This is a genomic window from Kitasatospora sp. YST-16 (assembly GCF_026802215.1).
In the GTDB taxonomy this organism is placed as follows: Bacteria; Actinomycetota; Actinomycetes; order Streptomycetales; family Streptomycetaceae; genus Kitasatospora; species Kitasatospora cineracea.
In genome coordinates this window covers 1,573,035-1,596,606 of sequence record NZ_CP113837.1, presented here as the reverse complement: position 1 = coordinate 1,596,606, position 23,572 = coordinate 1,573,035, and the positions used below count along the sequence as shown (strand labels likewise).

19 protein-coding genes and 1 tRNA gene are annotated in these 23,572 nt (G+C 72.3%); 4 read left to right on the top strand and 16 right to left on the bottom strand.

Annotated features, from left to right (window positions below; translation table 11 throughout):
* Window positions 1–8: 8 nt before the first annotated feature.
* The 7 genes from OU787_RS07230 to OU787_RS07200 all read right to left on the bottom strand — a co-directional run bounded on the left by OU787_RS07230 (window position 9) and on the right by OU787_RS07200 (window position 8,577).
* Window positions 9–758, bottom strand: coding sequence for a class II aldolase/adducin family protein (locus OU787_RS07230; protein ID WP_030460086.1), 750 nt, complete (start codon window positions 756–758; stop codon window positions 9–11).
* Window positions 755–1,477, bottom strand: coding sequence for a dihydrodipicolinate reductase C-terminal domain-containing protein (locus OU787_RS07225; RefSeq protein WP_268658885.1), 723 nt, complete (start codon window positions 1,475–1,477; stop codon window positions 755–757). The genes OU787_RS07230 and OU787_RS07225 overlap by 4 nt, the downstream gene beginning before the upstream one ends.
* Entirely contained in the window at window positions 1,470–1,733 is a 264-nt protein-coding gene (locus OU787_RS07220) for a hypothetical protein (protein ID WP_030460084.1), read from the bottom strand. Before OU787_RS07220 ends, OU787_RS07225 begins: the two co-directional genes overlap by 8 nt.
* 26 nt (window positions 1,734–1,759) lie before the next feature.
* Entirely contained in the window at window positions 1,760–3,235 is a 1,476-nt protein-coding gene (locus OU787_RS07215) for a class I adenylate-forming enzyme family protein (protein WP_030460083.1), read from the bottom strand.
* 7 nt (window positions 3,236–3,242) lie between these two features.
* Window positions 3,243–4,460, bottom strand: a complete 1,218-nt coding sequence (locus tag OU787_RS07210) for a nitroreductase family protein (protein WP_030460082.1) — start codon at window positions 4,458–4,460, stop codon at window positions 3,243–3,245.
* Window positions 4,461–5,343: 883 nt separating this feature from the next.
* Complete coding sequence (locus OU787_RS07205; RefSeq protein ID WP_268658884.1) at window positions 5,344–6,507, bottom strand: hypothetical protein; 1,164 nt, start codon at window positions 6,505–6,507, stop codon at window positions 5,344–5,346.
* 228 nt (window positions 6,508–6,735) lie between these two features.
* Window positions 6,736–8,577, bottom strand: coding sequence for a bifunctional metallophosphatase/5'-nucleotidase (locus OU787_RS07200; protein ID WP_268658883.1), 1,842 nt, complete (start codon window positions 8,575–8,577; stop codon window positions 6,736–6,738).
* Between the two features lie 393 nt (window positions 8,578–8,970).
* Between OU787_RS07200 and pyk the strand changes: the two genes are divergently transcribed.
* Together pyk and OU787_RS07190 are read left to right on the top strand one after the other, a co-directional pair.
* Complete coding sequence (pyk, locus tag OU787_RS07195; protein WP_030460079.1) at window positions 8,971–10,398, top strand: pyruvate kinase; 1,428 nt, start codon at window positions 8,971–8,973, stop codon at window positions 10,396–10,398.
* 162 nt (window positions 10,399–10,560) lie between these two features.
* Complete coding sequence (locus tag OU787_RS07190) at window positions 10,561–11,490, top strand: hypothetical protein (protein WP_030460078.1); 930 nt, start codon at window positions 10,561–10,563, stop codon at window positions 11,488–11,490.
* An 88-nt stretch (window positions 11,491–11,578) separates the two neighbouring features.
* Here OU787_RS07190 and OU787_RS07185 read toward each other — a convergent pair whose 3' ends face one another.
* Both OU787_RS07185 and OU787_RS07180 read right to left on the bottom strand, forming a co-directional pair.
* Window positions 11,579–12,361 (bottom strand): hypothetical protein, encoded by a 783-nt coding sequence (locus OU787_RS07185; RefSeq protein WP_030460077.1) that lies wholly within the window; start codon window positions 12,359–12,361, stop codon window positions 11,579–11,581.
* Window positions 12,362–12,469: 108 nt separating this feature from the next.
* A tRNA-Leu gene (locus OU787_RS07180) sits at window positions 12,470–12,552 on the bottom strand.
* 62 nt (window positions 12,553–12,614) lie between these two features.
* Here OU787_RS07180 and OU787_RS07175 point away from each other — a divergent pair.
* Complete coding sequence (locus OU787_RS07175) at window positions 12,615–13,298, top strand: ANTAR domain-containing response regulator (protein WP_369794951.1); 684 nt, start codon at window positions 12,615–12,617, stop codon at window positions 13,296–13,298.
* A gap of 76 nt (window positions 13,299–13,374) precedes the next feature.
* Here OU787_RS07175 and OU787_RS07170 read toward each other — a convergent pair whose 3' ends face one another.
* The 7 genes from OU787_RS07170 to OU787_RS07140 all read right to left on the bottom strand — a co-directional run bounded on the left by OU787_RS07170 (window position 13,375) and on the right by OU787_RS07140 (window position 20,664).
* Window positions 13,375–14,091 (bottom strand): ABC transporter ATP-binding protein, encoded by a 717-nt coding sequence (locus tag OU787_RS07170; protein WP_030460075.1) that lies wholly within the window; start codon window positions 14,089–14,091, stop codon window positions 13,375–13,377.
* A complete protein-coding gene (locus OU787_RS07165) occupies window positions 14,088–14,936 on the bottom strand; it encodes an ABC transporter ATP-binding protein (RefSeq protein WP_030460074.1) in 849 nt (282 codons plus the stop codon). The genes OU787_RS07170 and OU787_RS07165 overlap by 4 nt, the downstream gene beginning before the upstream one ends.
* Entirely contained in the window at window positions 14,933–16,882 is a 1,950-nt protein-coding gene (locus OU787_RS07160) for a branched-chain amino acid ABC transporter permease (protein ID WP_063759612.1), read from the bottom strand. The genes OU787_RS07165 and OU787_RS07160 overlap by 4 nt, the downstream gene beginning before the upstream one ends.
* Window positions 16,883–16,887: 5 nt before the next feature.
* The gene (locus OU787_RS07155; RefSeq protein WP_030460072.1) at window positions 16,888–17,817 is read right to left on the bottom strand and encodes a branched-chain amino acid ABC transporter permease; all 930 of its coding nucleotides are present in this window, start codon (window positions 17,815–17,817) and stop codon (window positions 16,888–16,890) included.
* Between the two features lie 94 nt (window positions 17,818–17,911).
* Window positions 17,912–19,153, bottom strand: coding sequence for a branched-chain amino acid ABC transporter substrate-binding protein (locus OU787_RS07150; RefSeq protein WP_030460071.1), 1,242 nt, complete (start codon window positions 19,151–19,153; stop codon window positions 17,912–17,914).
* A 314-nt stretch (window positions 19,154–19,467) separates the two neighbouring features.
* Window positions 19,468–20,127 carry a Tat pathway signal sequence domain protein gene (locus tag OU787_RS07145; protein ID WP_268658882.1) on the bottom strand — a complete coding sequence of 220 codons (660 nt, stop codon included), beginning with the start codon at window positions 20,125–20,127 and terminating at the stop codon, window positions 19,468–19,470.
* An 84-nt stretch (window positions 20,128–20,211) separates the two neighbouring features.
* A complete protein-coding gene (locus OU787_RS07140) occupies window positions 20,212–20,664 on the bottom strand; it encodes a PaaI family thioesterase (protein ID WP_030460069.1) in 453 nt (150 codons plus the stop codon).
* A gap of 149 nt (window positions 20,665–20,813) precedes the next feature.
* Between OU787_RS07140 and polA the strand changes: the two genes are divergently transcribed.
* Complete coding sequence (gene polA, locus OU787_RS07135; protein ID WP_268658881.1) at window positions 20,814–23,546, top strand: DNA polymerase I; 2,733 nt, start codon at window positions 20,814–20,816, stop codon at window positions 23,544–23,546.
* Window positions 23,547–23,572 lie beyond the last annotated feature (26 nt).

The window sequence follows — 23,572 nt, the reverse complement described above, 5'->3', positions numbered from 1 at the left end:
GACGAAGGTCAGCCGCGGGTCCAGTCGACGGTCTCGGGCCAGTGCCGGCCGACCCGGCGGACGGCGTAGTCCCAGTACGAGCGGACGGAGAGGTCGGCGTAGATGAAGTCCTGCTTGGCGGCCACGTCCTGCTCGGTGGACCAGACGTACGGGACGCCGGTGCCCTCGGCGGTCAGCTGGAGCCGGCAGGCGCGCTCCAGCACCTGCGCGAAGACGGCGGCGTGCCGCACGCTCTTGCCGACGATCACCCCGCCGTGGTTGCGCAGCAGGACGGCCGGGTGGTCCCCGAGGTCCTTGGCGATGGCGTCACCGGTCCCGATGTCCAGGACCGTGTTGCTGGTCTCGGTGAACAGGCCGATCCGGTCCCGGAAGTACGCGCCGTCGTGGGAGATCGGGCGCATCGGCAGGTCGGTGGCCCCGAACAGCAGGGTGTACGGCGCGTGGCTGTGCACGATGCCGTTGACGTCCGGACGCGCCCGGTAGATCGCCTGGTGCAGCGGCAGCTCCGGGGGTGCCAGCGGCGGGGCGGGCAGCGTGTGGTCGACCGAGCAGCGGACCACGTCGGCGGGGGCGGCCTCGTCGAAGCCGACCAGGGCGCCCTTGATGAAGAACTCGTCGCGGCCGGGTATCCGGGCCGAGATCTGGCCCTGGTTGAAGTCGTCGTGCCCGTCGAGGGAGAGCATCCGGGCACCGACCGCGACCTGGAGGACGAGCCGGCGTTCGGCGGGGCTGAGCGGCCGCCCCTCTGCGGTGGTCATGGCGTGCTCCTTGCTGTCAGGTCGTCGTAGACGGTCCGCATGGTGACCAGGCCGGGCGCGGCGGTGCGGGCCCAGCCGGCGGCGGTCAGCGCGCCCCGGGCCGGTACCGCCCAACTGCCGACGTGGTGGCGCACGTGCAGCGACTCGCCGTCCCAGGTGTGGGTCAACTCGTGTTCGCTGACGGGAAGTCCGGCGCGTTCGTCGGCGATGTCGGCCACCGTCCGGCCGCTCGCCCCGGCCCAGGTCTGCGCCAGGACCAGCGCGGTGGCGCTCGGCCGGTGCGCCTTTCCGATCGGGTGCCTCTCCCGGACGGTGGTGGTGGTCGGGCCGAGCGGGCCCCGGGTGAGGGCGGCGGTGAACTCGGCGATGCGCAGCTGGACGTAGTGGGCGAAGGACAGGTTGGTGGCGCGCACCACCGGCACCACCGCCGCCAGCTCCTCCAGGGACGTCCACTGGGCGTCCGTCAGGTTGGAGACGCAGGCGACCAGCGGCACCCGGTACGCCGTGCAGTACGCGAGGACGTCCGGGTGCGCGCCGGGCGCGCTCGCGTCGACCAGGACGTCGGGCACGGCGTCGGCCTGCCAGCCGTCGCGGCGGGAGGCGGTCAGCGACACCCGCGTGCCGTCGGCCCGGCAGGCCGCCAGCAGGGCCGAGCCGAGCCGCCCGCGACCGACGACGCCCAGGGCGGGGCCGCCGGCCGCGGGCACCTCGTCAGGCATCGGCGCCGACACCGCTGGCGACCACCAGGGCCGCGACGCTGTCGATGGTCTCGTAGTGCTCGGCGCCGACCTCCGGGTCCAGGTAGACGCCGAGGACGTTCTCGATGCTGTCGATCAGGCGCATGTAGGAGAGCGAGGAGAAGCTGACCGCGCTCAACGAGTAACCGGCCTCGGCGAGTTCGCCGGCGGTGAAGCTGCCGTCGCCGGCCGCGACCGCGAGGTCGAGGATCTTGGTACGGAGAGAGCTGTTGTCCATGGTGGGCTCCTGGGCTGGGGAGGGGGTCAGTTGTTCCGGGCTTCGGCGAGCAGCCGCCGCAGGCGCTCGACCGACGGCTTGCCGATCGAGTTCACCGGTATCCGGTCCACCAGGTGGAAGACCGAGGGCACCTTGAAGGAGGGCAGCAGCGCCGCGCAGTGGGCGCGCAGGGACTGCACGGTGGGACCGGCCTCGACGGCCAGGACGGCGGCCAGGACCGGGTCGCCGTGCCGGCCCTCGGCCTCGAAGGCGACGACGTCGAGCACTCCGGCGGCCTTCCGCAGCACCTCGGCGATCTCGATCGGGTCGATCTTGCGTCCGCCCACGTTGACCATCCGCCCGGTGCGGCCGGTGAGGTGGAGCACGCCGTCGAGCAGGTGGCCCTGGTCGCCGGTGCGGTAGCGGCCCTCGTCGTCGACCCGCGCTTCGAAGACCCCGGGGGCGTTGAGGTAGCGGGAGCCCATCGACTCGCTCCGGACCCGGAGCCCCTCCTCGTCCGCGATCACCTCCACACCGGGCAGCGGGGTGCCGAGCCCGGTGCCGGTGCCGTCGGCGGCGAAGGTCAGGGGCCCTGCCTCGGCCACGCCGTAGTAGTTGTGGATCGGCACGCCGGTGAGCCGGGTGAACTCCGCACGGACGCCGTCGCGCAGCGGGGCTCCCGAGGAGATCGCGGCGCGGACGCCGGCGAAGCCCCCGGTGGAGGAGCGCCGCACGATCGACTCGTACAGCGCCGGGAAGGCCACCAGCCGGGTGGCCCCGGTGCTCTCCAGCAGCCGCACGATCCGGGAGGCGGTCGGCAGGCCGCGCGACAGGTGCAGCGAGGCACCGGGCAGGAAGGCGGCGAGCAAGGAGGTGTTGAAGGCCAGGCCGTTGGAGAGCGCGGCCAGGCAGGCGATCCGGTCCTCGGCCGAGAGCCCGGTTCCCGCGACCCAGTTGCGGGCCGCCGCCAGCACGGCCGCGCCGGAGAACTCGATGCAGTTGGGCCGGCCGGTGGAGCCGGAGGTGAAGCGGCAGACCTCGGTGTCGGGCAGCAGCGGTGGGGCGGGGGTGTCGAAGCGGCGCACCCGGCTGACCGTGAGGCCGCCGAACCCGCCCCCCGCGAACCCGACCGCGCCGGTGACCTGTTCGGTGACCTGTTCGGTGACCTGTTCGGTGACCTGCTCGACGTCGGCATCCGGTGCGTGGACCAGCAGGTCGAGTCCGCAGTCCTCGGCGATCCGGGCCAGCTCGAACGGTCCGAAGGCCGAGTCGGCCAGGAAGGGAACCGCGCCGGCGAACAGGGCAGCCAGGTAACCCACCACGTAGTCGGTGGAGTTGGCGGCGTAGAAGCCGATCCGCAGTCGCTCGCCGGCCGCGCCGTGCGGGGCCAGCCGGGCGGCGGCGGCCCGGGCCCGGTCGGCCAGTTCGGCGTAGCTGAGCGAGCTGTCGGCGTCGGTGACCGCGACACGGTCGCCGTGCCGGGCGAGGGCGTCCGCGAAGGCGCCGGGAAGGACGGCGTTCATCGCGGCCTCACCGCTCGTTCTGGGCGTGGGCGGTGGCGAGCCGGTCGAACTTGATGCCGGAGTCGTCCGGACGCCCGAGCAGCAGGACGTAGAGGATCTCGTCGCTGTCCGGCAGCCCGGCCAGCGAGTGCCAGAGCGCCGCGTCGAAGCCGCCGACGCCGGTCACACCGATCCCGGCGCGAGTCGCCCCCAGGTACAGCAACTGCCCCAGGGCGCCGCAGCGGAAGGCGAGTTCGCGCAGGTCCTCGCTGCCGGCGGCCGCCTCGGCGGCGGTGCCGCTGAGCGCGGTTCGCGGCGCGTGCAGCAGGACGACGGCTGCGCTGTCGGCCAGGCTGCGCTGCTGCATGCAGGCGCGGACCACCTCGTCGGTGGACGGCAGCCGGCCGGGTCGCCGGGCACCCTCGCCGGTCAGCAGGTGGACGGCGTTGTGCTCGGGTTCCTCCGCCGACCGCAGGACCAGGGTGGCGCCCATCGGGGAGTCGGCCGGCAGGTCCGTCCGCACCGGCGTGGACAGGGCCGAGACGGCCCGCCAGACGTCGGCCGCGGGGACGGTGCCGGGAGCGAACGCCTTGCTGGAGGCCCGCGCGGCGAGCAGTTCCGGCCAGTCGGACGGATCGCCCAGGCCGTCCTGCGCGCCGGTCGGCCGGCCGCTGTCGGGCAGCTGCGCGAGGGGCGCGGGGGCGTCCGGCGCACGGGTGCTCCCGGGGTGCTCCGCCCGTGCGGAGAGGGAGTCCCAGCAGGTCTCCTCCAGCCAGGACCGCCAGGCCGGCTCGCGCCGCTCCCGGTCGGCCTCGTCGTGCACGGTCCAGCGGGCCCAGGCGTCGTCGGCCTCGGCCGCCGGGACCAGGAGGGCGGAGTGCACCTCCCGGCAGTTCTCGCGGGCCTCCAGCAGGTCCGACAGGGGCGAGCGGGGGAAGCGCAGCCGCAGCGTGCCCGGCGCGCGCCGGCCGGTGGTGGCCAGCAGCAGGTTCCCGGCGGCGTGCCCGGCATCGAGCTGGGTGTACAGGTAGCCGCGGTCGCCGTACTTGCGCATCGACAACCAGGGGCGGGTGAGGGCCACGATCACCGCGCCGCCGTCCGCGGGGATCTCCAGCGTCGAGGCACGCAGCGCTCCGGCGACGTCCCCGGCGGCCAGCCGGGTGCAGGTGCGGCGGTCGGAGTCGACCAGGAAGGCGGTCGGCCGGCCGTTCTCCATCGTGAGGACGGCGAACTCGTACGGGTACACGGCCCCGGCGGACGGTACCGCCCGCGCCCCGTGCGACCCGCGAGAACGCGCGCCCCGGCTGGTCAGCACGCCCTCCTCCAGGAGGGACAGCGCGAGTTTCAGACCCGCGGCCGAGGGCGGTTCGGCGGGCGCTAAGGACGGTGCCGCCGGCAGGGCCATCCGGGCCCACATGTCGGTCTCGAAGTCCGGTGGCGCGTGCTCGGCTCTCCGGGCGATCCGCCGTGCGTGAACCGGTCGTGCGGATTTCGTTTCTGCATTGCTTTGCACGTCTGACGAAACCTCATCCCGTCTGGTGGCACTGCCGACCAGGCATGCGAGAGGGCAGGCGAAAGCCCCGGCCTGTTCAGCAGATGGCATGCGGCGGACACGGGGAAATGTGCAAGGACTTCGATCCGACTGTGCCGCCTGCGCCATTGCAAGCTCCGGCAGCCTGTCCCCCGTGAACGGCCTACGAAGTGGATGAATCACCTGTTCCGCGCCCTGAACCAGCGGCGGCTGACGATCATCCTGGGGCACCCGCGTGAGCGCTGTCAAGGATTGGAGTAGACCACATTCCGGTTGGGCCGGGCTTCCGGCGCGGCTGGTCGAGACCCGCCGGAAGAGGTTCCGCGCATGTCTGACGAACCATCAACTTGCCTGTATGTCGGGATATCTTGCGGGAACTGCCGACATCGGGCACAAGCTCGCCCGCCCCGGCCCGCCGGTCGGCGTTCCGGCCCGCACGGGCCGGGACACCCGCCCGGGGGCGACTTGACAGCTCGCGTGTACGCGGCGCGGCCCGGGTGCCGGTCGGGCCGCCGACCGGCGGGCCGGGGCGGTCCCGGTCCGGAACGGAATACGGAAGGAAATCTCCGTTAGATCTCCCGGGAAATCTCCCGGAGAATCACCCGGGAAAGCTCACCGGCCCGAGCTGGCGGCCCGATTCGGTGGCCCATGAAAATCGCCGACGGTGGGTCGGTGGAGAATCGGCTGGGCCGTTTCCTGATCGCCGGTGATTGGTTTCCGGCCCTCGCCGGTGAGTCGCTGTTCGAAGCAGTGGGCACATCCGCTCCGAGACATTTCCGGCGCCCGCCGGGGAGGGGGCGGCGGCCCGGCCGCCGGCGTCAGCCGAGGTGGCCGAGGCGGCCGAGGCGGCCGAGGGGAGCTGGGGCCGGCCGTCGGCGAGGCCCAGGACGGTGCGGGCGCCGAGCGGGCGGGAGAGGCGGAACTCGACCGGCGTGGAGCGCGCGGCGGCGTCGCAGGCCCGGGCGGGAGCGCGGTCGACGCGGCCGATCAGGACGACCGCCAGGTCGGTCTCGTGGACCTCGCCGGGGCGGACGGTGTCGCAACTGCCGTACGAGACCACGGCGGTGACGACCAGGCCGTCGGCGGAGACCGAGTCGAGCACGGTGGAGGAGCCGTCGAAGGTGTTCGCGGTGGGGCCGGCGGCCGGGGCCTGGGAGAGGACGGCGGGGTAGCGGAACGGCCGGTCGTAGCCGGAGAGGGTGAACTCCCAGACCGGGACGGTGGCTTGCCCGCGGGAGGTGGCCACGGTGGTGGTGCCGGGCCGGACGGCGGTGACGGTCAGCCGGCTGTCGCAGTGGGTGGCGCAGACGTCGCTCCGGGCGGTCAGCCGGGCGAAGACCTCCTTCGCGGAGCGCTGCGGCAGGGTCAGCCGGGAGCCGTCCGCGAACCGCACCTCGGCGGTGCCGGAGACGGACACCGGCAGCGTGGTTCCCAGGTCGAGATGCCCGGAGAGGTAGGCGGCCTTGTCCGCGCCACTGCGGAACGCCCCCGCCGGCATCCACTCGGTGGTGTCCTCGACCGGGAAGTAACCGTGCTCCCAAGCCTGTTGGGCGGCCGACCCGGGCCAGGCCGCCGTCACCTCGGCCGCCCGCCGCGCCGCGTCCCCGGTCGCGGCGCGCACCTCCGGCCCGGCCGTGACCAGGCTCGGCCCGGCCGTGACCGGGCTCGGCCCGACCGCCGTGCTCTGCGGGCCGGGTTCGCTCGCACACCCGCCCACCAGCAGCAGCAGCGCCATCGCCGCCGTCGCGACTCGTCCACGCATCTCGCGATCCCCTCAACGCCCCTGTGCGGGTCGTGAGTCGGACGGTCCTCCCGGCGGTTCGGTTCCGGGGGCTCGGAGCGGCAGCGGGTGGTCGGCGTCGGGCAGCCGGACCGGCCCGCAGCAGCAGCGCGGGCACGACCGCCCGGAGTGATCTCCAGGGGTCGTGCCCGCGCGGCCGTCCGATCGAGCTCGGCGGCGGCTGTCGCCGGTCGGGGTCGGAAGTCGGGGTCAGAAGACCGGGACGCCGGCCCGGACCAGGCGCCAGCCGCCGTTGGCGCCGCCGGAGAAGTCGGCCGGGTCGATGACGCCCTTGGCCTTGACCCAGGCGATCATCGTGTTGCGGATCTCGTCGGAGTTGGCCCACACCTGCTGGGCGGCCGCGACGTGCGGGAAGTTGCCGCCGCCGTTGGCGCGGTAGTTGTTGACGGCGAGGACGAACTGCGCGGCCGGGTCGACCGCCGCGCCCTGGTACGACAGGTTGACGATGCGGCTGCCGACCGGCTGCGCGATGTCGATGTCGTAGGACAGGCCGTAGAGCGAGTCGTAGTTGTAGTCGGGGGTGTTGTTGGCCTGGTTGGTCAGGGTGTCCCGGTCGATCGGCGCGCCGGGGGCGACCTGGGCGTAGTACTTGGCGGAGTACTCCAGGTAGTCCTTGAGCTGGGCGCCGGTCAGGATCCGGGCTTCCAGGGTGTTCTCGTAGATGTACAGGCCGGCCGCGTCGCGCAGCTTGACCTCGCCGGCCGGGATGACCGCGGTGCGGTTGAACGGCGCGGCCTGGGCGAGCACCGGCAGCGCGGCGTACTGGCCGCCGGCCAGCGCGGCGCGGACGGCGTCGGCCTGGACCCGGCCGATCAGGTCGATGATCGGGGTGTCCCGGAACCGGGACTCGGCGATGGAGAGGCTCTCCTTGCAGGTGCCGATGACCTGGTTGACGTAGGCGACGACCTTCTGGTGCTGGTCCTTGACCAGCTTGACGATCTTCGGGTCCTCGGTGACGGTGTTGGAGTTCAGCAGCCGGGCGCTGACGCCGGTGACGGTCCAGTGGCCGCGGGAGAACTCGACCTCGAAGTCGAAGCAGGTCAGCCGCTCGCCCCAGAGCGCGGGCTCGGAGAGCACGACGTTCTTGCCGGTCTGCTGGTTGACCACGATCCGCTGCGGGATCTCCTTGTGGGCGTGGCCGACCAGGATGGCGTCCACGCCGGGGACGGTCGCGGCGATCTCGGCGCCCGCGTTCTCCGAGAAGGGCAGCTGGTCGCCCCAGGAGGAGGCGCCGTCCACGCCGGTGTGGGCGGTGATCACGACCACGTCGGCGCCGGCCGCGCGGACCTTGGGGACCCACTTGGCGGCGATCTCGGGGATGCCCGGGAAGGCCAGCTTGCCCTGCACGTTGGCCTTGTCCCAGATGGCGATGCCGGGGTTGGTCAGGCCGAGGATGCCGACCCGGACGGGGCGGCCGTGGCCGAGGTGCAGCTCGCGGATGACGTACGGCGGGAAGGCGGGCTTCTCGCTCTTGGGGTCGACCGCGTTGGCGCCGAGCAGCGGGAACTCCAGCTGGTCCTGGTAGGCGCGCAGCAGCGGGATGCCGTAGTTGAACTCGTGGTTGCCGAGCGCGGCGGCGTCGTAGCCGATGGCGTTCATGGCGGTGGCCATCGGGTGGCGCGGGGCCTTCTTGCCGGTGATCGGCTCGATCCGGGCGAAGTGGTAGGAGAGCTGGGTGCCCTGGATGGTGTCGCCGGCGTCGATCAGCAGGGTGCGGCCGCGGCCCTTCTCCTGCCGGACCTGCTCGACCAGGGTGGAGATCTTGGCGAGGCCGACGTCGTTGTGGGCGTTGTCGTCGTACTCGGAGTCGGTGAAGTACTCCCAGTTGAGGACGTGGCCGTGCAGGTCGGTGGTGCCCATCACGGTGAAGGCGCCCTTGAACGGGACGGGGCCCCTGCCGTGGGACTCGTCCCGGTCGTGGTCCGCGGCGGCGGCGGGGGTGGCCGCGGCGGCGGACAGGCCGCCGACCAGGGCGGCACCGGCCGCGGTGGCGGCGGAGCGGGTGACGAAGTCACGGCGGTTGAGGGACATCGAGGACTCCAAGTCGGGCGGTACGGGCGGTCAGCCGGCGTCCGGGGCGGGGCAGGTGACACCCCGCCACCCGTGGTGACGCGCGTAGAAAACGCGACTGGCAGTCTGCCGGTTTCCGGCCCCCGAGGCCAGACCCATTCGCCATCCAACAGGTGAGATCCGGGTGACCCCCGGGTGGCGCGCCCGCCCGCGACAGGCCCGTCCCGGGGCCGCCGGACGCCCGCACGGCGCCCGCCGGGCGAACTGCCGTGCGTCAACCCGGGCGGCGGGCCCTCACTCCGCGCGCCACCGCCCGCGCGGTGCAGGTCCGTTCACCAAATCTTTTGCCAACTGCCATGGGAGGACTGGCCGGAACCGCGCTGTTACGACCCGGTAATGCCTAGGCTCTGCTGTATGCGCCGAGCAAAAATCGTTTGTACTCTCGGGCCTGCCGCGGACTCGTACGACCAGATCAAGGCCCTGGTCGACGCCGGCATGGACATCGCCCGACTGAACCTCAGCCACGGCTCCCACGCGGAGCACGAGGAGCGTTACCACCGGGTCCGCAAGGCCTCGGACGAGTCGGGCCGCAGCGTCGGGGTGCTGGCCGACCTCCAGGGCCCGAAGATCCGCCTCGCCACCTTCGCCGACGGGCCGGTCCTGCTGGAGCGCGGGGACGAGTTCACCATCACCGTCGACGACGTCCCCGGGGACCGGGAGATCTGCGGCACCACGTACAAGGGCCTGGCCGCGGACGTCTCGCGCGGCGAGCGGATCCTGGTCGACGACGGCCGGGTCTGCCTGGAGGTCACCCACGTCGAGGGCCCCCGGGTGCACTGCATCGTGATCGAGGGCGGACTGGTCTCCGACCACAAGGGCCTCAACCTCCCCGGTGTCGCCGTCTCGGTGCCCGCGCTCTCCGACAAGGACGTCGAAGACCTGCGCTGGGCCCTGCGGACCGGGGCCGACGTCATCGCGCTGTCGTTCGTGCGCAGCGGGAAGGACGTCGAGGCGGTGCACCGGATCATGGCCGAGGAGGGCCGCCGGATCCCGGTCATCGCCAAGATCGAGAAGCCGCAGGCGGTGGAGAACCTCGAGTCCATCGTGGACGCCTTCGACGGCATCATGGTGGCCCGCGGCGACCTGGGCGTCGAACTCCCGCTGGAGCAGGTGCCGATCGTCCAGAAGCGCGCGGTCAAGCTGGCCAAGCGCAACGCCAAGCCGGTGATCGTCGCCACCCAGATGCTGGACTCGATGATCAACGCCTCCCGGCCGACCCGCGCCGAGGCGTCCGACGTGGCCAACGCGGTGCTGGACGGCACCGACGCGGTGATGCTCTCCGGCGAGACCTCGGTCGGCAAGTACCCGGTCGAGACGGTCAAGACGATGGCCCGGATCGTCGAGGCCGCCGAGCAGGACGTCCTCGCGGCCGGCCTGCCCGAGCTCACCCCCAGCAGTAAGCCCCGCACCCAGGGCGGCGCGGTGGCCCGGGCGGCCGCCGAGATCGGCGACTTCCTGGACGCCAAGTACCTGATCGCGTTCACCCGGAGCGGCGACACCGCCCGCCGGCTGACCCGCTACCGCTCGCCGATCCCGGTCCTGGCGTTCACCTGCGAGCCCGCCGTGCGCAGCCAGTTGGCGCTCACCTGGGGCGTGGAGACCTTCCTCGGCCCGTTCGTCACCACCACCGACGAACTGGTCGCCCAGGTCGACTCCGCGCTGCTGAGCCTGGGCCGCTGCAAGCCCGGCGACGTCGTGATCATCACGGCCGGCTCCCCGCCCGGCCTGGCCGGATCGACCAACCTGGTGCGGGTGCACCACGTCGGCGAACCGGCCAACTGACCCTGCGGCCGGGGCCGTTCCGTCCGCTCCGGACGGGGCGGCCCCGGCCGTCGCGTGACGTCCCGTCAGTCACCCGCCGCACCACCGCCACCGCTGTGGGTAGCATGCCTCGGGCGGGCCCCCGGGGTCGGGCCCGCGCCGCGAACGGGGGGTTGGAACCGCTTGATACGCCGCCGCACCGCTGCGCTCTGCGCCGCGGCCGTGCTCACCGCCGGCTGCACCCCCTACGGCGCGGACACCCTGCAGGCGGTGGCCTCCGCGAGCCCGGTGCGGCCGGTGGCCCGGAGCGTGGCGGTGGACCGGACGGCGTGGTGGGGCGGCAGCTCCTACCGGCTCACCGGGGTGACCGCGACCGCGCAGCCCGACGGCCGCACCGAGGTCGAACTGGTCCTGGGCGTCGTGGTCGAGTCGCCGGTGCCCGCCGCCTCCGCGCTGCCCCGGGTGGCGCTGGAGCAGGAGGGCGTCGCGGTCAGCGGCCCGCTGGAGGTCCAGCCGCCGCCGTTCGGCCGGGCCTCGCTGACCGTCACCGTGCAGGACGTCGGCCCGCCCGGGCAGCTGCTCGACCCGAACCGGCTCGCCCTGGTGCTGGCCGCCCCCGGGGCCGCCCGCGCGGTGCTCCCGATCGGGGCCCGCTCCGGGCAGGACCCGGTGGACCTCCGGCCGACCGTGCTGCACCCCTCCGCCGACACCGTGCGCGCCGGCCGCTACCGGCTGGTGCTGTCCTCGGCCCGGCTGCGCGAGGACTGCACCGGCAACCCGGTGCCGGCCCGGGCCGTGCCGCTCGGCACCACGCCCTTCGTGCCCCGCTCGCTGCGCGCCCTGAAGCCCGGTCAGCACAGCGTGGAGGTCCTGTTCGAGGCCCCGGCCGGCACCACCCCCGAGCAGTTGGTGCTGCACCTGACGCTCCCGGACGGCCGCCGGCTCGCCCCGAGCACCCCGGTCGACGCCACCGCCCACCCGGGCCGGCCGGACACCGTCAGCCTGGCGGCCTGGTTCGACTTCTACGGCGACACCGCCGGCACATACACCCTGGAGGCCGCGGACGCGCAGCAGCCGGACGAGCCGACGGTGCTCACGCTGGTGGCGCGGTGAGGGCGTCGGGCAGCGCGACGGCTCCGAGGCGGCGCGGCCTCGGTCGGCACGTACCCGGTCGAGACGGTCAGGACCGTGGCCCGCACCGTCAGTCCTTCGGGCCGACGTGCGCGTCCAGTAGTTCCACGGCAGCCCGGCGGGCGATCGAGACGTTCACCGCTCCGGACGCCCGCCGGTTCGACCTCCACGGCACGCCGACGGCATCAAGGGCGTCGGTGAACAGCCGCACGATGTCGGGCGAGGTGTTGGTGAAGAGGTACCGCGGGTACGCATGGTGCCGGACCTCGCCGCGTACCGTCCGGGTCGCCCGGTTGGTGATCCGGCAGCCGTCGGAGTGGATCAGCCCGCGCAGCAGCTCCCAGGGGTGGCGGTCGGTCAACTCCCGCTGCCAGGGCTCGAGGACGATGGGGCGTTCGTGCTTCTTCCCGGGACCGTGCTGGGGGAAGTGACAGACCAGGTGGGTCGAGTAGACCTTGACGTCGTGGCAGCCGGTACGGCGAACCCGGCAGGGTCGGTTGTGGGGCAGCACCACGCGCATGGTCCGCTCGACGGAGTCCGTCACCCCGGGCCACTTGTCGTCGCAGGTGATCGAGAGAGCCGGGCTGCGGTGCTGCGCGGGGTGCGTGATGTGGCCGTCCCCGAGGTAGAGGCCGAGGAGGTAGCAGTAGGCGGGGCCGTCGAGGGGATCGCCGAAACAGTGAGGGCAGGTCGACCGCTTCCGGCCGGGGAGCATGCCCCGTCCGGCGAGGTCGCGGTGTTTCCACCACGCGACCGTGCCGCTCGGCACGCACAGCCTCCGGGCGACGTCGGCGTTCGAGACCCCCTGTCGCAGCAGGTGGGTCGCCTGGTCCCGGATCGATCGTTCAACCATGGCAGCAGCTTCGCCGGTAGTGGACCCGCGAGGGGCTGACTCGCCGGACTTCACCCCAAGAGGTGAGCCGTGGGCAGTCCTGCCCTTCGAGTGGAAAGTAATCGTGAGTGCCGGGTGCGGGATTCGAACCCGCAAGCCCTCTCGGGCAGATGTGTTTGAGACATCCGTGTATGCCGTTCCACCAACCCGGCAGGGGTGGGTGGCAGAAGGATACCCTGTGCGCGCTCCCGGTTGCAGCTGGGTAGGCTCATGCATGCAGCACCCCGCCGGACCGAGGAGCCCCGTGAGCACCGCCGACGAGCAGGCCCAGCCGCTTGACACCGACTCGCCCCAGATCACCCGAATCGTCATCGCCGAGGACGAGGCACTGATCCGCCTCGACCTCAAGGAGATGCTGGAGGAGGAGGGCTACACCGTCGTCGGTGAGGCCGGTGACGGCGAGACGGCGGTCAAACTGGTCGAGGAGCTCAAGCCCGACCTGGCCATCCTGGACGTGAAGATGCCCGTCCTGGACGGCCTCTCGGCCGCCGAGCGGATCCACGAGCAGCACCTCGCCCCGGTGCTGATGCTCACCGCGTTCTCCCAGCGCGAGCTGGTCGACCGGGCCCGGGACGCCGGTGCGATGGCCTACATCGTCAAGCCGTTCAGCAAGAGCGACCTGGTGCCCGCGATCGAGATGGCGGTCTCCCGCTACACCGAGATGCGCACCCTGGAGCAGGAGATCGCGGACCTCTCGCAGCGGCTGGAGACCCGCAAGCTGGTCGACCGCGCCAAGAGCGTGCTGCAGACCAAGTTCGGCCTGAACGAGCCCGCCGCGTTCCGCTGGATCCAGAAGACCTCGATGGACCGCCGGATGACCATGGCCGCCGTCGCCGAGGCCGTGATCGAGGAGGGCGCCGCCCAGGACCGCAAGAAGGCCGACACCGCCGAGGGCTGAGCCGGCCCCGCACGCGAAGGAGCGCCCCCGCCCGGACACCGGTCCGGACGGGGGCGCTCCCGCGCCCGACGGGCGGTCAGTCCTCGCCCAGGTACTGGCGGCGCACCGACTCGTCGTGCAGCAGCTCCGCGCCGGTGCCGGACAGCGTGATCTTCCCGGTGGTCATCACGTACGCCCGGTCCGAGAGCGAGAGCGCGGCCTGCGCGTTCTGCTCCACCAGCAGGATGGTGGTGCCCGCGGCCTTCAGCTCCACGATGGTCGCCATGATCTTCTGCATCATCAGCGGCGACAGGCCCATCGACGGCTCGTCCAGCATCAGCAGCTTGGGCCGGGACATCAGCGCCCGCCCCATCGCCAGCATCTGCTGCTCGCCGCCCGACAGGGTGCCGGCGGCCTGCTTGCGGCGCTCGGCCAGGATCGGGAACAGCGTGCAGGCCCGCTCCACGTCCTCGGCGATGCCCGCCGCGTCGCGCCGCAGGAACGCGCCGAGCAGCAGGTTCTCCTCGATGGTCATCCGCGGGAAGATGTGCCGGCCCTCGGGGGAGTGGGCCAGGCCCAGCGCGACGATCCGGTGCGCGGGCACCGTGTCGATCGCCTGCCCCTCGAACAGGACCTTGCCCGCGGTCGGCCGCAGCAGCCCGGACAGGGTGCGCAGGGTGGTGGTCTTGCCGGCGCCGTTGGTGCCGATCAGGGTGGTGACCTCGCCCTGCTCGACGGTGAACGAGATGCCCTTGACGGCCTCGATCTTGCCGTAGGCGACACGGAGGTCCTCGACCTCCAGCAGAGCGGTCACTGGCCGTCCTCCTGAGCTGCGGTGGTTCCTTCGAGCGGGGCGCCCAGGTAGGCGGTGACGACCCGTTCGTCGTTCTGCACGGTCTCCCGGTCGCCCTCGACGATCTTCTGGCCCTGCACCAGCACGGCGGTCCGGTCGCACAGGTTGAAGATGAACTTCATGTCGTGCTCGATCACCAGCACCGCGATGCCCAGGTCCCGGATGGCGAACACCAGTTCCTCGGCGGCCCGGGTCTCCTGCGGGTTCATGCCCGCGGTCGGCTCGTCCAGCAGCAGCAGGCCCGGCTCGGACGCCAGCGCCCGGGCGATCTCCAGCTTGCGCTGCTCGCCGTAGGGCAGGTTCCGGGCCAGGTGGTCGGCCTTCGCGCCGAGCCCGCAGAACTCCAGCAGCTCCCGGGCCCGCTCCCGGCCCTCCCGCTCGGCCCGCCGGTAGCCCGGGCCGCGCAGGATCGCCGAGAACAGCCCCTCCTTGGTGCGGGTGTGCCGGCCCACCAGGACGTTCTCCAGCGCCGTCATGTTGGCGAACAGCCGGATGTTCTGGAAGGTCCGGGCGATCCCGGCCTGGGTCACCAGGTGCGGCTTCGGCGGCAGCACCCGGCCCTTGTACGTCACGGTGCCCTCGGTCGGGACGTACAGCCCCGTCAGGCAGTTGAAGAAGGTGGTCTTCCCGGCCCCGTTCGGGCCGATCAGACCGACGATCTCACCCTGGCGGACCGTCAGGTCCACGTTGTTGACCGCGGTGAGGCCGCCGAAGCGCATCACCACGCCGGAGGCCTCCAGCACGGTCTCGGCGGACGGCGCGGGCGCCGCGGCGGCGGGGGCGGTGTCGGTGGTCACGGCGCTCACGCCCCTGCCTTGGTCGGTACGTCGTCGGTCGGGGCGGCCTGCGCGGGCAGCTGCGCCTCGTGGAACTCCAGCTGCTGCCGCCGGCCGGCGATCAGGCCCTCCGGGCGGAAGCGCATCAGCAGGATCAGCGCCACGCCGAACGCCAGCAGCTGGTAGGACTGCAGGAACTCCAGCTTCGCCGGGATCAGGAACAGCAGCGCCGCGCCCACCAGCGGGCCGCTGATGGTGCCCATGCCGCCGAGGATCACCGCGGCCAGCAGGAACGCCGAGTTCGGCGGCGTCGGGCTGCTGAACAGGTACTGGTCGGGCGAGATCGCGCCCGACACGTGCGCCTGCACCGCGCCGGCCAGGCCGGCCAGCGTCGCGCCCAGCGCGAAGGCGATCAGCTTCACCCGGAAGCCGTTGATGCCCATCGCCTCGGCCGCCGTCTCGTCCTCGCGGATCGCCACCCAGGCCCGGCCGATCCGGGAGTTGGCGACCCGGCCGAACACCGTCACCACGATCGCGGTGGCCACCAGCATCAGCAGCAGGTAGTTGCCGTTCTTGCCCAGGTGCAGGCCCGCGAAGTCGTGCGCCGAACCGAAGTCGAAGCCGAACAGGTTGACGTCCGGGATCGCCGCGATGCCGTTCGGGCCGTTGGTCAGGCTCGGGCCGGAGCGGCCGTCCAGGTTGTTCATGGCGATCCGGAAGATCTCGCCGAAGCCCAGCGTCACGATCGCCAGGTAGTCGCCGCGCAGCCGCAGCGTCGGCGCGCCGATCACCACGCCGAACACCAGCGCCGCCAGCGCGCCGATCAGCACCGCCACCGGGAACGGCAGGTGCACGCCGCTGAACACCGAGAACTGCGAGCCCGACACCAGCGCCGCCGCGTACGCGCCGACGCCCAGGAAGGCCACGTAGCCGAGGTCCAGCAGGCCGGCCAGGCCGACCACCACGTTCAGGCCGAGCGCCACCGTGGCGAAGATCAGGATGTTCGTGCCGATCAGCACGTACGTCTCGCTGCCCTGGGTGAACGGGAACGCGCCCGCCGCCGCGAACGCCGCGCCGGTGGTCACCGCCCGGTTCCGGGCGGTCAGTTCGCGCAGCCGGCCGATCGCGCCCGAGGCGAGCAGCGCCGCGGTGCCGAAGGCCGTCAGCAGCAGGAAGCCGACGAACAGCTCGCCGTACTCGGTGGAGACGCCGAACTCGACCACGCCCAGGCCCACCGCGAACACCGCGGTGACCACCAGGATCTCCGCCCAGGCGGGCAGCTTCCGGGCGGCGGGCAGCGGGCGCTCGATCCGGCCGATCCGCAGCAGGCCGTCCAGCAGCCGCCACAGCCGGAACCCGGCGATGGCCAGCGGCAGCGCGACGAAGAACCACAGGTTCTCGGTGAAGATCGGCCGGATGCCCGGCGGCACCGCGTGCAGCGCCCAGCCCTGGCCGAAGCCGACCCGCAGCACCACCGAGACCAGCAGCGCCGCGTACAGGCTCCAGTGCAGCTCGGGGTGGCGGACGGTGCGGCGGCGGTCCAGCGGCAGGCCGAGCGCGCCGAGGACGGCGAGCAGCGAGCCGGCCGCGGCCAGCCAGCCGCCCGGGTCCAGGTTGACCAGGCCGTTCAGCTCGACGGCGATCGCCACCACCGCGTACCAGCACACTGCCATGGTGCCCAGCGCGGCGAGCAGCACGCCGTTGTGGCCGCCCGAGGGGCTCAGCCAGCGCAGGCCCTTCAGGCCGGCCGCGGCCAGCGCCAGCAGCGCGGTCAGCAGGCCGCCGGCCAGCGCCAGCCACTGCAGGCCGGCCGGGGAGCCGTAGTACGTCAGGTCGCCGGGGAAGTCCGGCGTCCAGGTCCAGGACATGGCCGCGGAGGCGGCGGCGAGCACGCCGCCGAGCACCGCCGCGCCGTAGCCGAGCCGGGCGGGCAGCGGCAGGACGGGGGAGGTCTCGTGGGTCGTCGCAGTCGTCATCGTCCTCACACCCGATCCGCGACGCGCTCGCCGAGCAGGCCCTGCGGCCGCACCAGCAGGACCACGATCAGCAGCACGAACGCCCACACGTTGGCCCAGGCGCCGCCGCCGAGCTGGTGCATGCCCGGGACGTCCTGGATGTACGCGGTGGCCAGCGACTCGGCGACGCCCAGCACCAGGCCGCCCAGCATCGCGCCGTAGATGTTGCCGATGCCGCCCAGCACGGCCGCGGTGAACGCCTTCAGGCCGGCCAGGAAGCCCATCGTGAAGTCGACCTGGCCGTACCGCAGGCCGTGCGCGACGGCCGCGACGGCGGCGAAGGCCGCGCCGAGCGCGAACGCCACCACGATGATCCGGTCGGTGTCGATGCCCATCAGCTTCGCGGTGTCCGGGTCCTGCGCGGTGGCCTGCATCGCCCGGCCGGTGCGGGTCAGCCGCACGAAGGCGGCCAGCACCAGCATGCACAGCGGCGCGGCGACCAGCAGGAACAGGTCGTTGCGCTGCAGGTGGAAGGAGCCCAGGCCGATCGGGTCGCCCTCGAACTGCGGGAAGGACAGCGCCTTCTTGGCGCCCGGGTAGAACGCCCACACCACCTGCTGCAGCGCGATCGACAGGCCGATCGCGGTGATCAGCGGCGCCAGCCGGGGCGCCGTGCGCAGCGGCCGGTAGGCGAACCGCTCGGCGGCGGCGGCGGTGAGCACGGAGGCGAGCACACCGCCGAGGATCATGACCGGCAGCGCCAGCCAGAGGGAGGTGCCGTGCGGCAGCGCCGCGTAGGCGGTCAGCGCGCCGAAGCCGCCGATCATGAATATCTCGCCGTGGGCGAAGTTGATGAGCTGGACGATGCCGTAGACCATCGTGTAGCCGATGGCGATCAGGCCGTACATCAGGCCGAGCATCAGTCCGTTGGCCAGGTTTTGCGGCAGTTCGTGCACCGCGGGCCTCCGTGGATAGGGGGGTACGAGGAGGCGGAGGGCACTTGTGGTGCCCTCCGCCGTCACGGCTGTCTTGCGGGGGGAACGGTGCGGATCAGCCGGAGTAGGTACCGCTCTTGACCTTCTTCCACGCGCCGCCCTGGACGCTGTACACGGTGAGCTGCTTGTTGGTGGTGTCGCCGTACTCGTCGAAGGAGACCGGGCCGGTGACGCCGGTGAACTTCACCTTGCCGAGCTCGTCCAGCACCTTGGTGCGCAGGTCGTCCGGGACCTTGCCGCCGTTGTGCTCGACCGCGGCCTTGACCGCCTCGATGACCGACCAGGCGGCGTCGTAGGAGTAGCCGCCGTAGGCCGCGTACGGGTCCTTGTAGCCGGCCTTGGCGTAGTTGGCGACGAACTCCTTGGCGGTGTCCAGCTCCTCGACCGGGACGCCGACCGAGGTGGCCAGGTCGCCCTCGCCGTTGCCGTTGGCGAGCTTGATGAACTCCGGGTCGTAGATGCCGTCGCCGCCGAACAGCGGGACCTTGGCGCCGCCCTTCTTGATCTGGTCGCTCAGCGGGCCGGCGTCCGGGTACTCGCCGCCGTAGTAGACCGAGTCGGCGCCGGAGGAGGCGACCTTGGTGGCGACCGCGGAGAAGTCCTTGTCGCCCGGGTTGATGTGGTCGGCGCCGACCACGGTGCCGCCGAGCTGCTTGAACTCGGCCTGGAAGATGGCGGCCAGGCCCGCGCCGTAGGTCTTCTTGTCGTCGATGACGTAGACCTTGGTCTTCTTCGCGTCGTTGTACAGGTACTGGGCGGCGAACTTGCCCTGCACCACGTCGGTGGTGGCGGTGCGGAAGTACGACTTGTACTGGCGGGCGAACTGGTTCTCGCCCCACTTCGGGCCGAGCGACAGCTCCGGGCTGGTGTTGGCCGGCGAGACCTGGGCCAGCTTGGCGTCGTCGAAGACCTTCTGCATGGTCTGCGAGACGCTGGAGTTGAGCGGGCCGACCACGCCGACGACGCCCTTGGTGTCGACCAGGGCGGTGGCGTTCTGCTTGCCGGTGGTCGGGTTGGCCTGGTCGTCCTTGGCCTCGATGGAGAAGGTCACGCCGGGGACGTAGTTCTTCTCGTTGGCCTGCTTGGTGGCGAGTTCGACCGAGTTGCGGATGCCCAGGCCGAGGGCCGACAGGCTGCCGCTGATCGGCGCGTCGACGCCGATGACGACCTTCGTCCCGCCGCTCGCCTTGTCGGATCCGGAGCCGGAGCCGGAGTTGCCGCCGCGCGAACCGCAGGCGGAGAGGGTGAGCGCTCCGGTTACCGCAACGGCCACGACGAGAAGTGAGCTCTTTCGCACGACGAGGGTCTCCTTCTGGATCTGGAGGACACGCGCACAGGGCTGGCGGTGCCGGTAGCGACGGCCCGGCCCGAGAACCGGACGGAGCGGTGACTGGGCGTGACTCTAGACCGCCGCTGCCGACTCGGGCAGTGGGACGGGAGAGGCTGTGATTCTCTTGTTATGACCACGGCGGATGTTGATCTCACATCATGGTCGAAAACCCCAGGTGGAGCCCGAAATTCCGGGATCCGTCCCGAGTAGCGGATGGCCTCCTTCCTCAACTCCCTGGTCACGCAAGGGTTCACCGATTATCGGACAGGTTTGTCCGGAGCTCACGGGGTGGTCGTGGGCGTCCGATAATCGGTACCGTCGCAGGCGGAATGCAGGGCGGCGGAGAGATCGCGGGCATAGGCGTCCCCCAGGATCTGACTCACGGTCTCCATTGCACGCGTATTACGCAGCGTTACATCGAGGAAAGGAAGGGTCGCGTCCGCCGGGGCTCCCGAGCAGTCCGTCACCTCCAGCCCCACCCGCAGCTCGATCGCCGTGCCGGACGGCACCGTCTGCGGCAGCCAGCCCGACACCCGCACGGTCAGGCCCGGGTAGCCCTGGCTCACCCCCAGCACGTCCACCGCGGCCGGGCCGGTGTTGCGCACCGTCAGCCGGAGGGCGAAGGAGTCCTGGTACCGGGGGGCCGGGCCGCCGTACTGGAACCTGGTCGACTGCGAGGGGAAGGGCGGCAGCTGCTGGTGCGGCGGGGGCGAATTCGCCGCCTGCTCAGGATGGTTCGCGGCGTGCGCGATCGTCAGCCCCAGCGCCGCGATCAGCAAGAAACTTGCCAGCAGGTACTTCTGACGCCTGCTCAGCAGCCGCGGCGGGCGCTCCGGCGGCGGTTCCGGGCGCAGCACGAGCGGCGTCCAGGTGCCCTCGCCCGGCTCGACCGGACCGAGGAACCCCCCTGGGCCGCTTGGCAGTTCGCGCTCTCCGGACATGGCGGCGCCCCCTCGTCCAGCCCAGGTTGCCCTTGGCGGGGCCCGGCCAAACTCCGAGGGGGCGCGTGCGGGACCGCGGTGCCGCTACAGGTCGCGCAGCATGCAGGTCAGCCGGCAGGAGGTGATCCGGCGGCCGGTGTCGTCCGTCACCGCGATCTCGTACGTCGCCGCGGTGCGGCCCTTGAAGACCGCCGTCGCCACGCCCGTCACCAGGCCCGAGGTGGCCGACCGGTGGTGCGTCGCGTTCAGGTCCACGCCCACCGCGTAGCGGCCCGGGCCGGCGTGCAGCATCGCGCCGATCGAGCCCACCGTCTCGGCCAGCGCTGCCGACGCCCCGCCGTGCAGCAGCCCGTACGGCTGCTGGTTGCCCTCGACCGGCATCGTCCCCACCACCCGGTCCGGGGACGCCTCGACGATGGTGATGCCCAGCTTCTCGCCCAGGTGCCCGCCGGAGAAGGTGCTCGGGCTCACCCCCAGCTTGGCGAAGTGGTCCAGCACGTCCTGGGGCACTTTCAGTACGGGCGCCGAGTCGGTCATGGTGCTCCTGCTTCCGGGGGTTCGCTTCGTTGCGCGTCGATCGTACGACTGTCTACCCGCCGGTAGGGAGGCCCCGCGCCGCGCCGGGGATGTCGGCGCCGGGCCATAGGATCGGGGAGGCAGAGCAACCGGCAGGAACGGGACGTGACGTGGCGACACAGGGTGCGGGCAAGAGTGCGGCCGAACGGCCCCGGCTGATGCTGCTGGACGGGCATTCGATGGCCTACCGGGCCTTCTTCGCCCTGCCGGTGGAGAACTTCTCCACCGCCACCGGACAGCACACCAACGCGGTCTACGGCTTCGCCTCGATGCTGGCCAACACCGTCCGCGACGAGCGGCCCACCCACCTCGCGGTCGCCTTCGACCTCTCCCGGCAGACCTTCCGGTCCGCCGAGTACCCCGAGTACAAGGCCAACCGCTCGGCCACGCCGGACGAGTTCCGCAGCCAGATCCCGCTGATCGGCGAACTCCTGGACGCCATGCGGGTGCCCCGGATCACCGCCGAGAACTTCGAGGCCGACGACGTCATCGCCACCCTGGCCACCGCCGCCGCGGCCGAGGGCTTCGAGGTGCTGGTCGTCACCGGCGACCGGGATTCGCTGCAGCTCGTCAACGAGCACGTCACCGTGCTGTACCCCACCAAGGGCGTCTCCGAGCTGACGCGCTACACCCCCGAGAAGGTCGCCGAGAAGTACGGCGTCCGCCCCGACCAGTACCCGGACCTCGCGGCCCTGCGCGGCGACCCGTCGGACAACCTGCCCGGCATCCCCGGCGTCGGCGAGAAGACCGCCGCGAAGTGGGTCAACCAGTTCGGCTCCTTCGAGGAACTGGTCAACCGGGCCGACGAGGTCAAGGGCAAGGTCGGCGAGAAGCTCCGCGAGCACCTCGACTCCGTCAAGCGCAACCGCTTCCTCACCGAGCTCGTCCGGGACGTCGAACTCCCGCTCGGCGTCGCCGAACTGGCCCGCGCCCCGTTCGACAAGGACGAGGTCGCCCGGCTGATGGAGGCGCTCGAGTTCCGCAACCCCAACTTCCGCGACCGGGTGGCCGGCATCGACCCGGCCGGCGCCGAGTCCGCCGCCGCCGTCGAGGTCCCGGCCGGCCCCGCCGTCGACGGCGACCTGCTCACCGTCCCCGGCGCGCTCGCCGCCTGGCTGGAGGAGCATACCGGCGAGGCCGGGCGCACCGCGCTCGCCGCCGACTACAGCTGGGCCCTGGGCACCGGCAAGGTCGAGCAGGTCGCCCTCGCCACCGGCACCGCCGCCGCCTGGTTCGACCCGGCCGCGCTCGGCGAGGACGACGACCGCGCCTTCACCGCCTGGCTCGCCGACCCCAAGCGCCCCAAGGCCCTGCACATCGCCAAGCAGGTCATGCGGGCCTTCGCCGAGCAGGGCTGGCAGTTCGCCGGCGTCACCGCCGACACCGCGCTCGCCGCCTACCTGGAGAAGCCCGGCCGCCGCGCCTTCACCCTCGACGTCCTCGCCGAGGAGTACCTGGGCCGCTCGCTCGCCCCCGCCGCCGAGGCCGAGACCGGCCAGCTCAGCTTCGACTCCGACGAGCCCGACCCGACGGCCGGCGCCCAGGCCCTGATGACCCGGGCCCGCGCCGTCCACGACCTCGCCGTCCTGTTCGACACCCGGCTCGCCCAGGTTGGCGCGGTCGAGCTGTTCCACGACATGGAACTGCCGATCGCCGAACTCCTGGCCCGGATGGAGCGCCACGGCATCGCCGCCGACCGCGCGTGGCTGCAGGGCCTGGAGTCGCAGTTCGCGGTCGAGATCCAGCGCTGCGTCGAGGAGGCGCACGCCGCGGCCGGCCGCGAGTTCAACCTCGGCTCGCCCAAGCAGCTCCAGGAGGTCCTGTTCGGCGACCTCGGCCTGCCGAAGACCAAGAAGATCAAGACCGGTTACACCACCGACGCGGACGCCCTGACCTGGCTCGCCACCCAGACCACCAACGAGCTCCCGGTGATCCTGCTCCGCCACCGCGACCAGGCCAAGCTCCGCACCACCGTCGAGGGCCTGCTCAAGACCGTCTCCCCGCAGGGCCGGATCCACACCACCTTCAACCAAATGGTCGCCGCCACCGGCCGGCTCTCCTCCCAGGACCCGAACCTGCAGAACATCCCGGTCCGCACCGAGGAGGGCCGCGCCATCCGCCGCGCCTTCGTGGTCGGCGCGGGCTACGAGACGCTGCTCACCGCCGACTACTCGCAGATCGAACTGCGCATCATGGCCCACCTCTCCGAGGACGAGGCCCTGATCGAGGCCTTCGCCAGCGGCGAGGACCTGCACACCACAGTCGCCTCCCAGGTCTTCTCGGTCGCCCCGGCGGACGTCGACGCCGAGATGCGCCGCAAGATCAAGGCCATGTCGTACGGCCTCGCCTACGGCCTGTCCGCGTACGGCCTCTCCCAGCAGCTCGGCATCAAGCCCGCCGAGGCCCAGGGCCTGATGGACACCTACTTCGAGCGCTTCGGCGGCGTCCGCGACTACCTGCACAACGTGGTCGAGGAGGCCCGCGCCGTCGGCTACACCGAGACGCTGCTCGGCCGCCGCCGCTACCTGCCCGACCTCACCAGCGACAACCGGCAGCGCCGCGAGATGGCCGAGCGGATGGCCCTCAACGCCCCGATCCAGGGCACCGCCGCCGACATCGTCAAGATCGCCATGCTCCGGGTCGACGAGGCCCTGCGCGCCGCCGGCCTCACCACCCGGATGCTGCTCCAGGTGCACGACGAGATCGTCCTGGAGGTCGCCCCCGGCGAGCGCGAGCAGGTCGAGGCCCTGGTCCGCGAGCAGATGGCCGGCGCGTACCCGCTGCGCGCCCCGCTGGACGTCTCGGTCGGCGCCGGGGCGAACTGGGAGGCCGCGGCGCACTGATATTGCGTTGCGGGCGTCCGGCCGGC

Excerpts from the sequence above, each read along its gene's own strand:
- OU787_RS07145 (WP_268658882.1), bottom strand. The coding sequence starts at position 20,127 with ATGTCCGGAGAGCGCGAACTGCCAAGCGGCCCAGGGGGGTTCCTCGGT.
- OU787_RS07160 (WP_063759612.1), bottom strand. The coding sequence starts at position 16,882 with ATGACGACTGCGACGACCCACGAGACCTCCCCCGTCCTGCCGCTGCCC.
- OU787_RS07205 (WP_268658884.1), bottom strand. The coding sequence starts at position 6,507 with ATGCGTGGACGAGTCGCGACGGCGGCGATGGCGCTGCTGCTGCTGGTG.
- OU787_RS07225 (WP_268658885.1), bottom strand. The coding sequence starts at position 1,477 with ATGCCTGACGAGGTGCCCGCGGCCGGCGGCCCCGCCCTGGGCGTCGTC.
- OU787_RS07185 (WP_030460077.1), bottom strand. The coding sequence starts at position 12,361 with ATGGTTGAACGATCGATCCGGGACCAGGCGACCCACCTGCTGCGACAG.
- OU787_RS07220 (WP_030460084.1), bottom strand. The coding sequence starts at position 1,733 with ATGGACAACAGCTCTCTCCGTACCAAGATCCTCGACCTCGCGGTCGCG.
- OU787_RS07215 (WP_030460083.1), bottom strand. The coding sequence starts at position 3,235 with ATGAACGCCGTCCTTCCCGGCGCCTTCGCGGACGCCCTCGCCCGGCAC.
- OU787_RS07175 (WP_369794951.1), top strand. The coding sequence starts at position 12,615 with ATGCAGCACCCCGCCGGACCGAGGAGCCCCGTGAGCACCGCCGACGAG.
- OU787_RS07200 (WP_268658883.1), bottom strand. The coding sequence starts at position 8,577 with ATGTCCCTCAACCGCCGTGACTTCGTCACCCGCTCCGCCGCCACCGCG.
- OU787_RS07140 (WP_030460069.1), bottom strand. The coding sequence starts at position 20,664 with ATGACCGACTCGGCGCCCGTACTGAAAGTGCCCCAGGACGTGCTGGAC.
- OU787_RS07230 (WP_030460086.1), bottom strand. The coding sequence starts at position 758 with ATGACCACCGCAGAGGGGCGGCCGCTCAGCCCCGCCGAACGCCGGCTC.
- pyk (WP_030460079.1), top strand. The coding sequence starts at position 8,971 with ATGCGCCGAGCAAAAATCGTTTGTACTCTCGGGCCTGCCGCGGACTCG.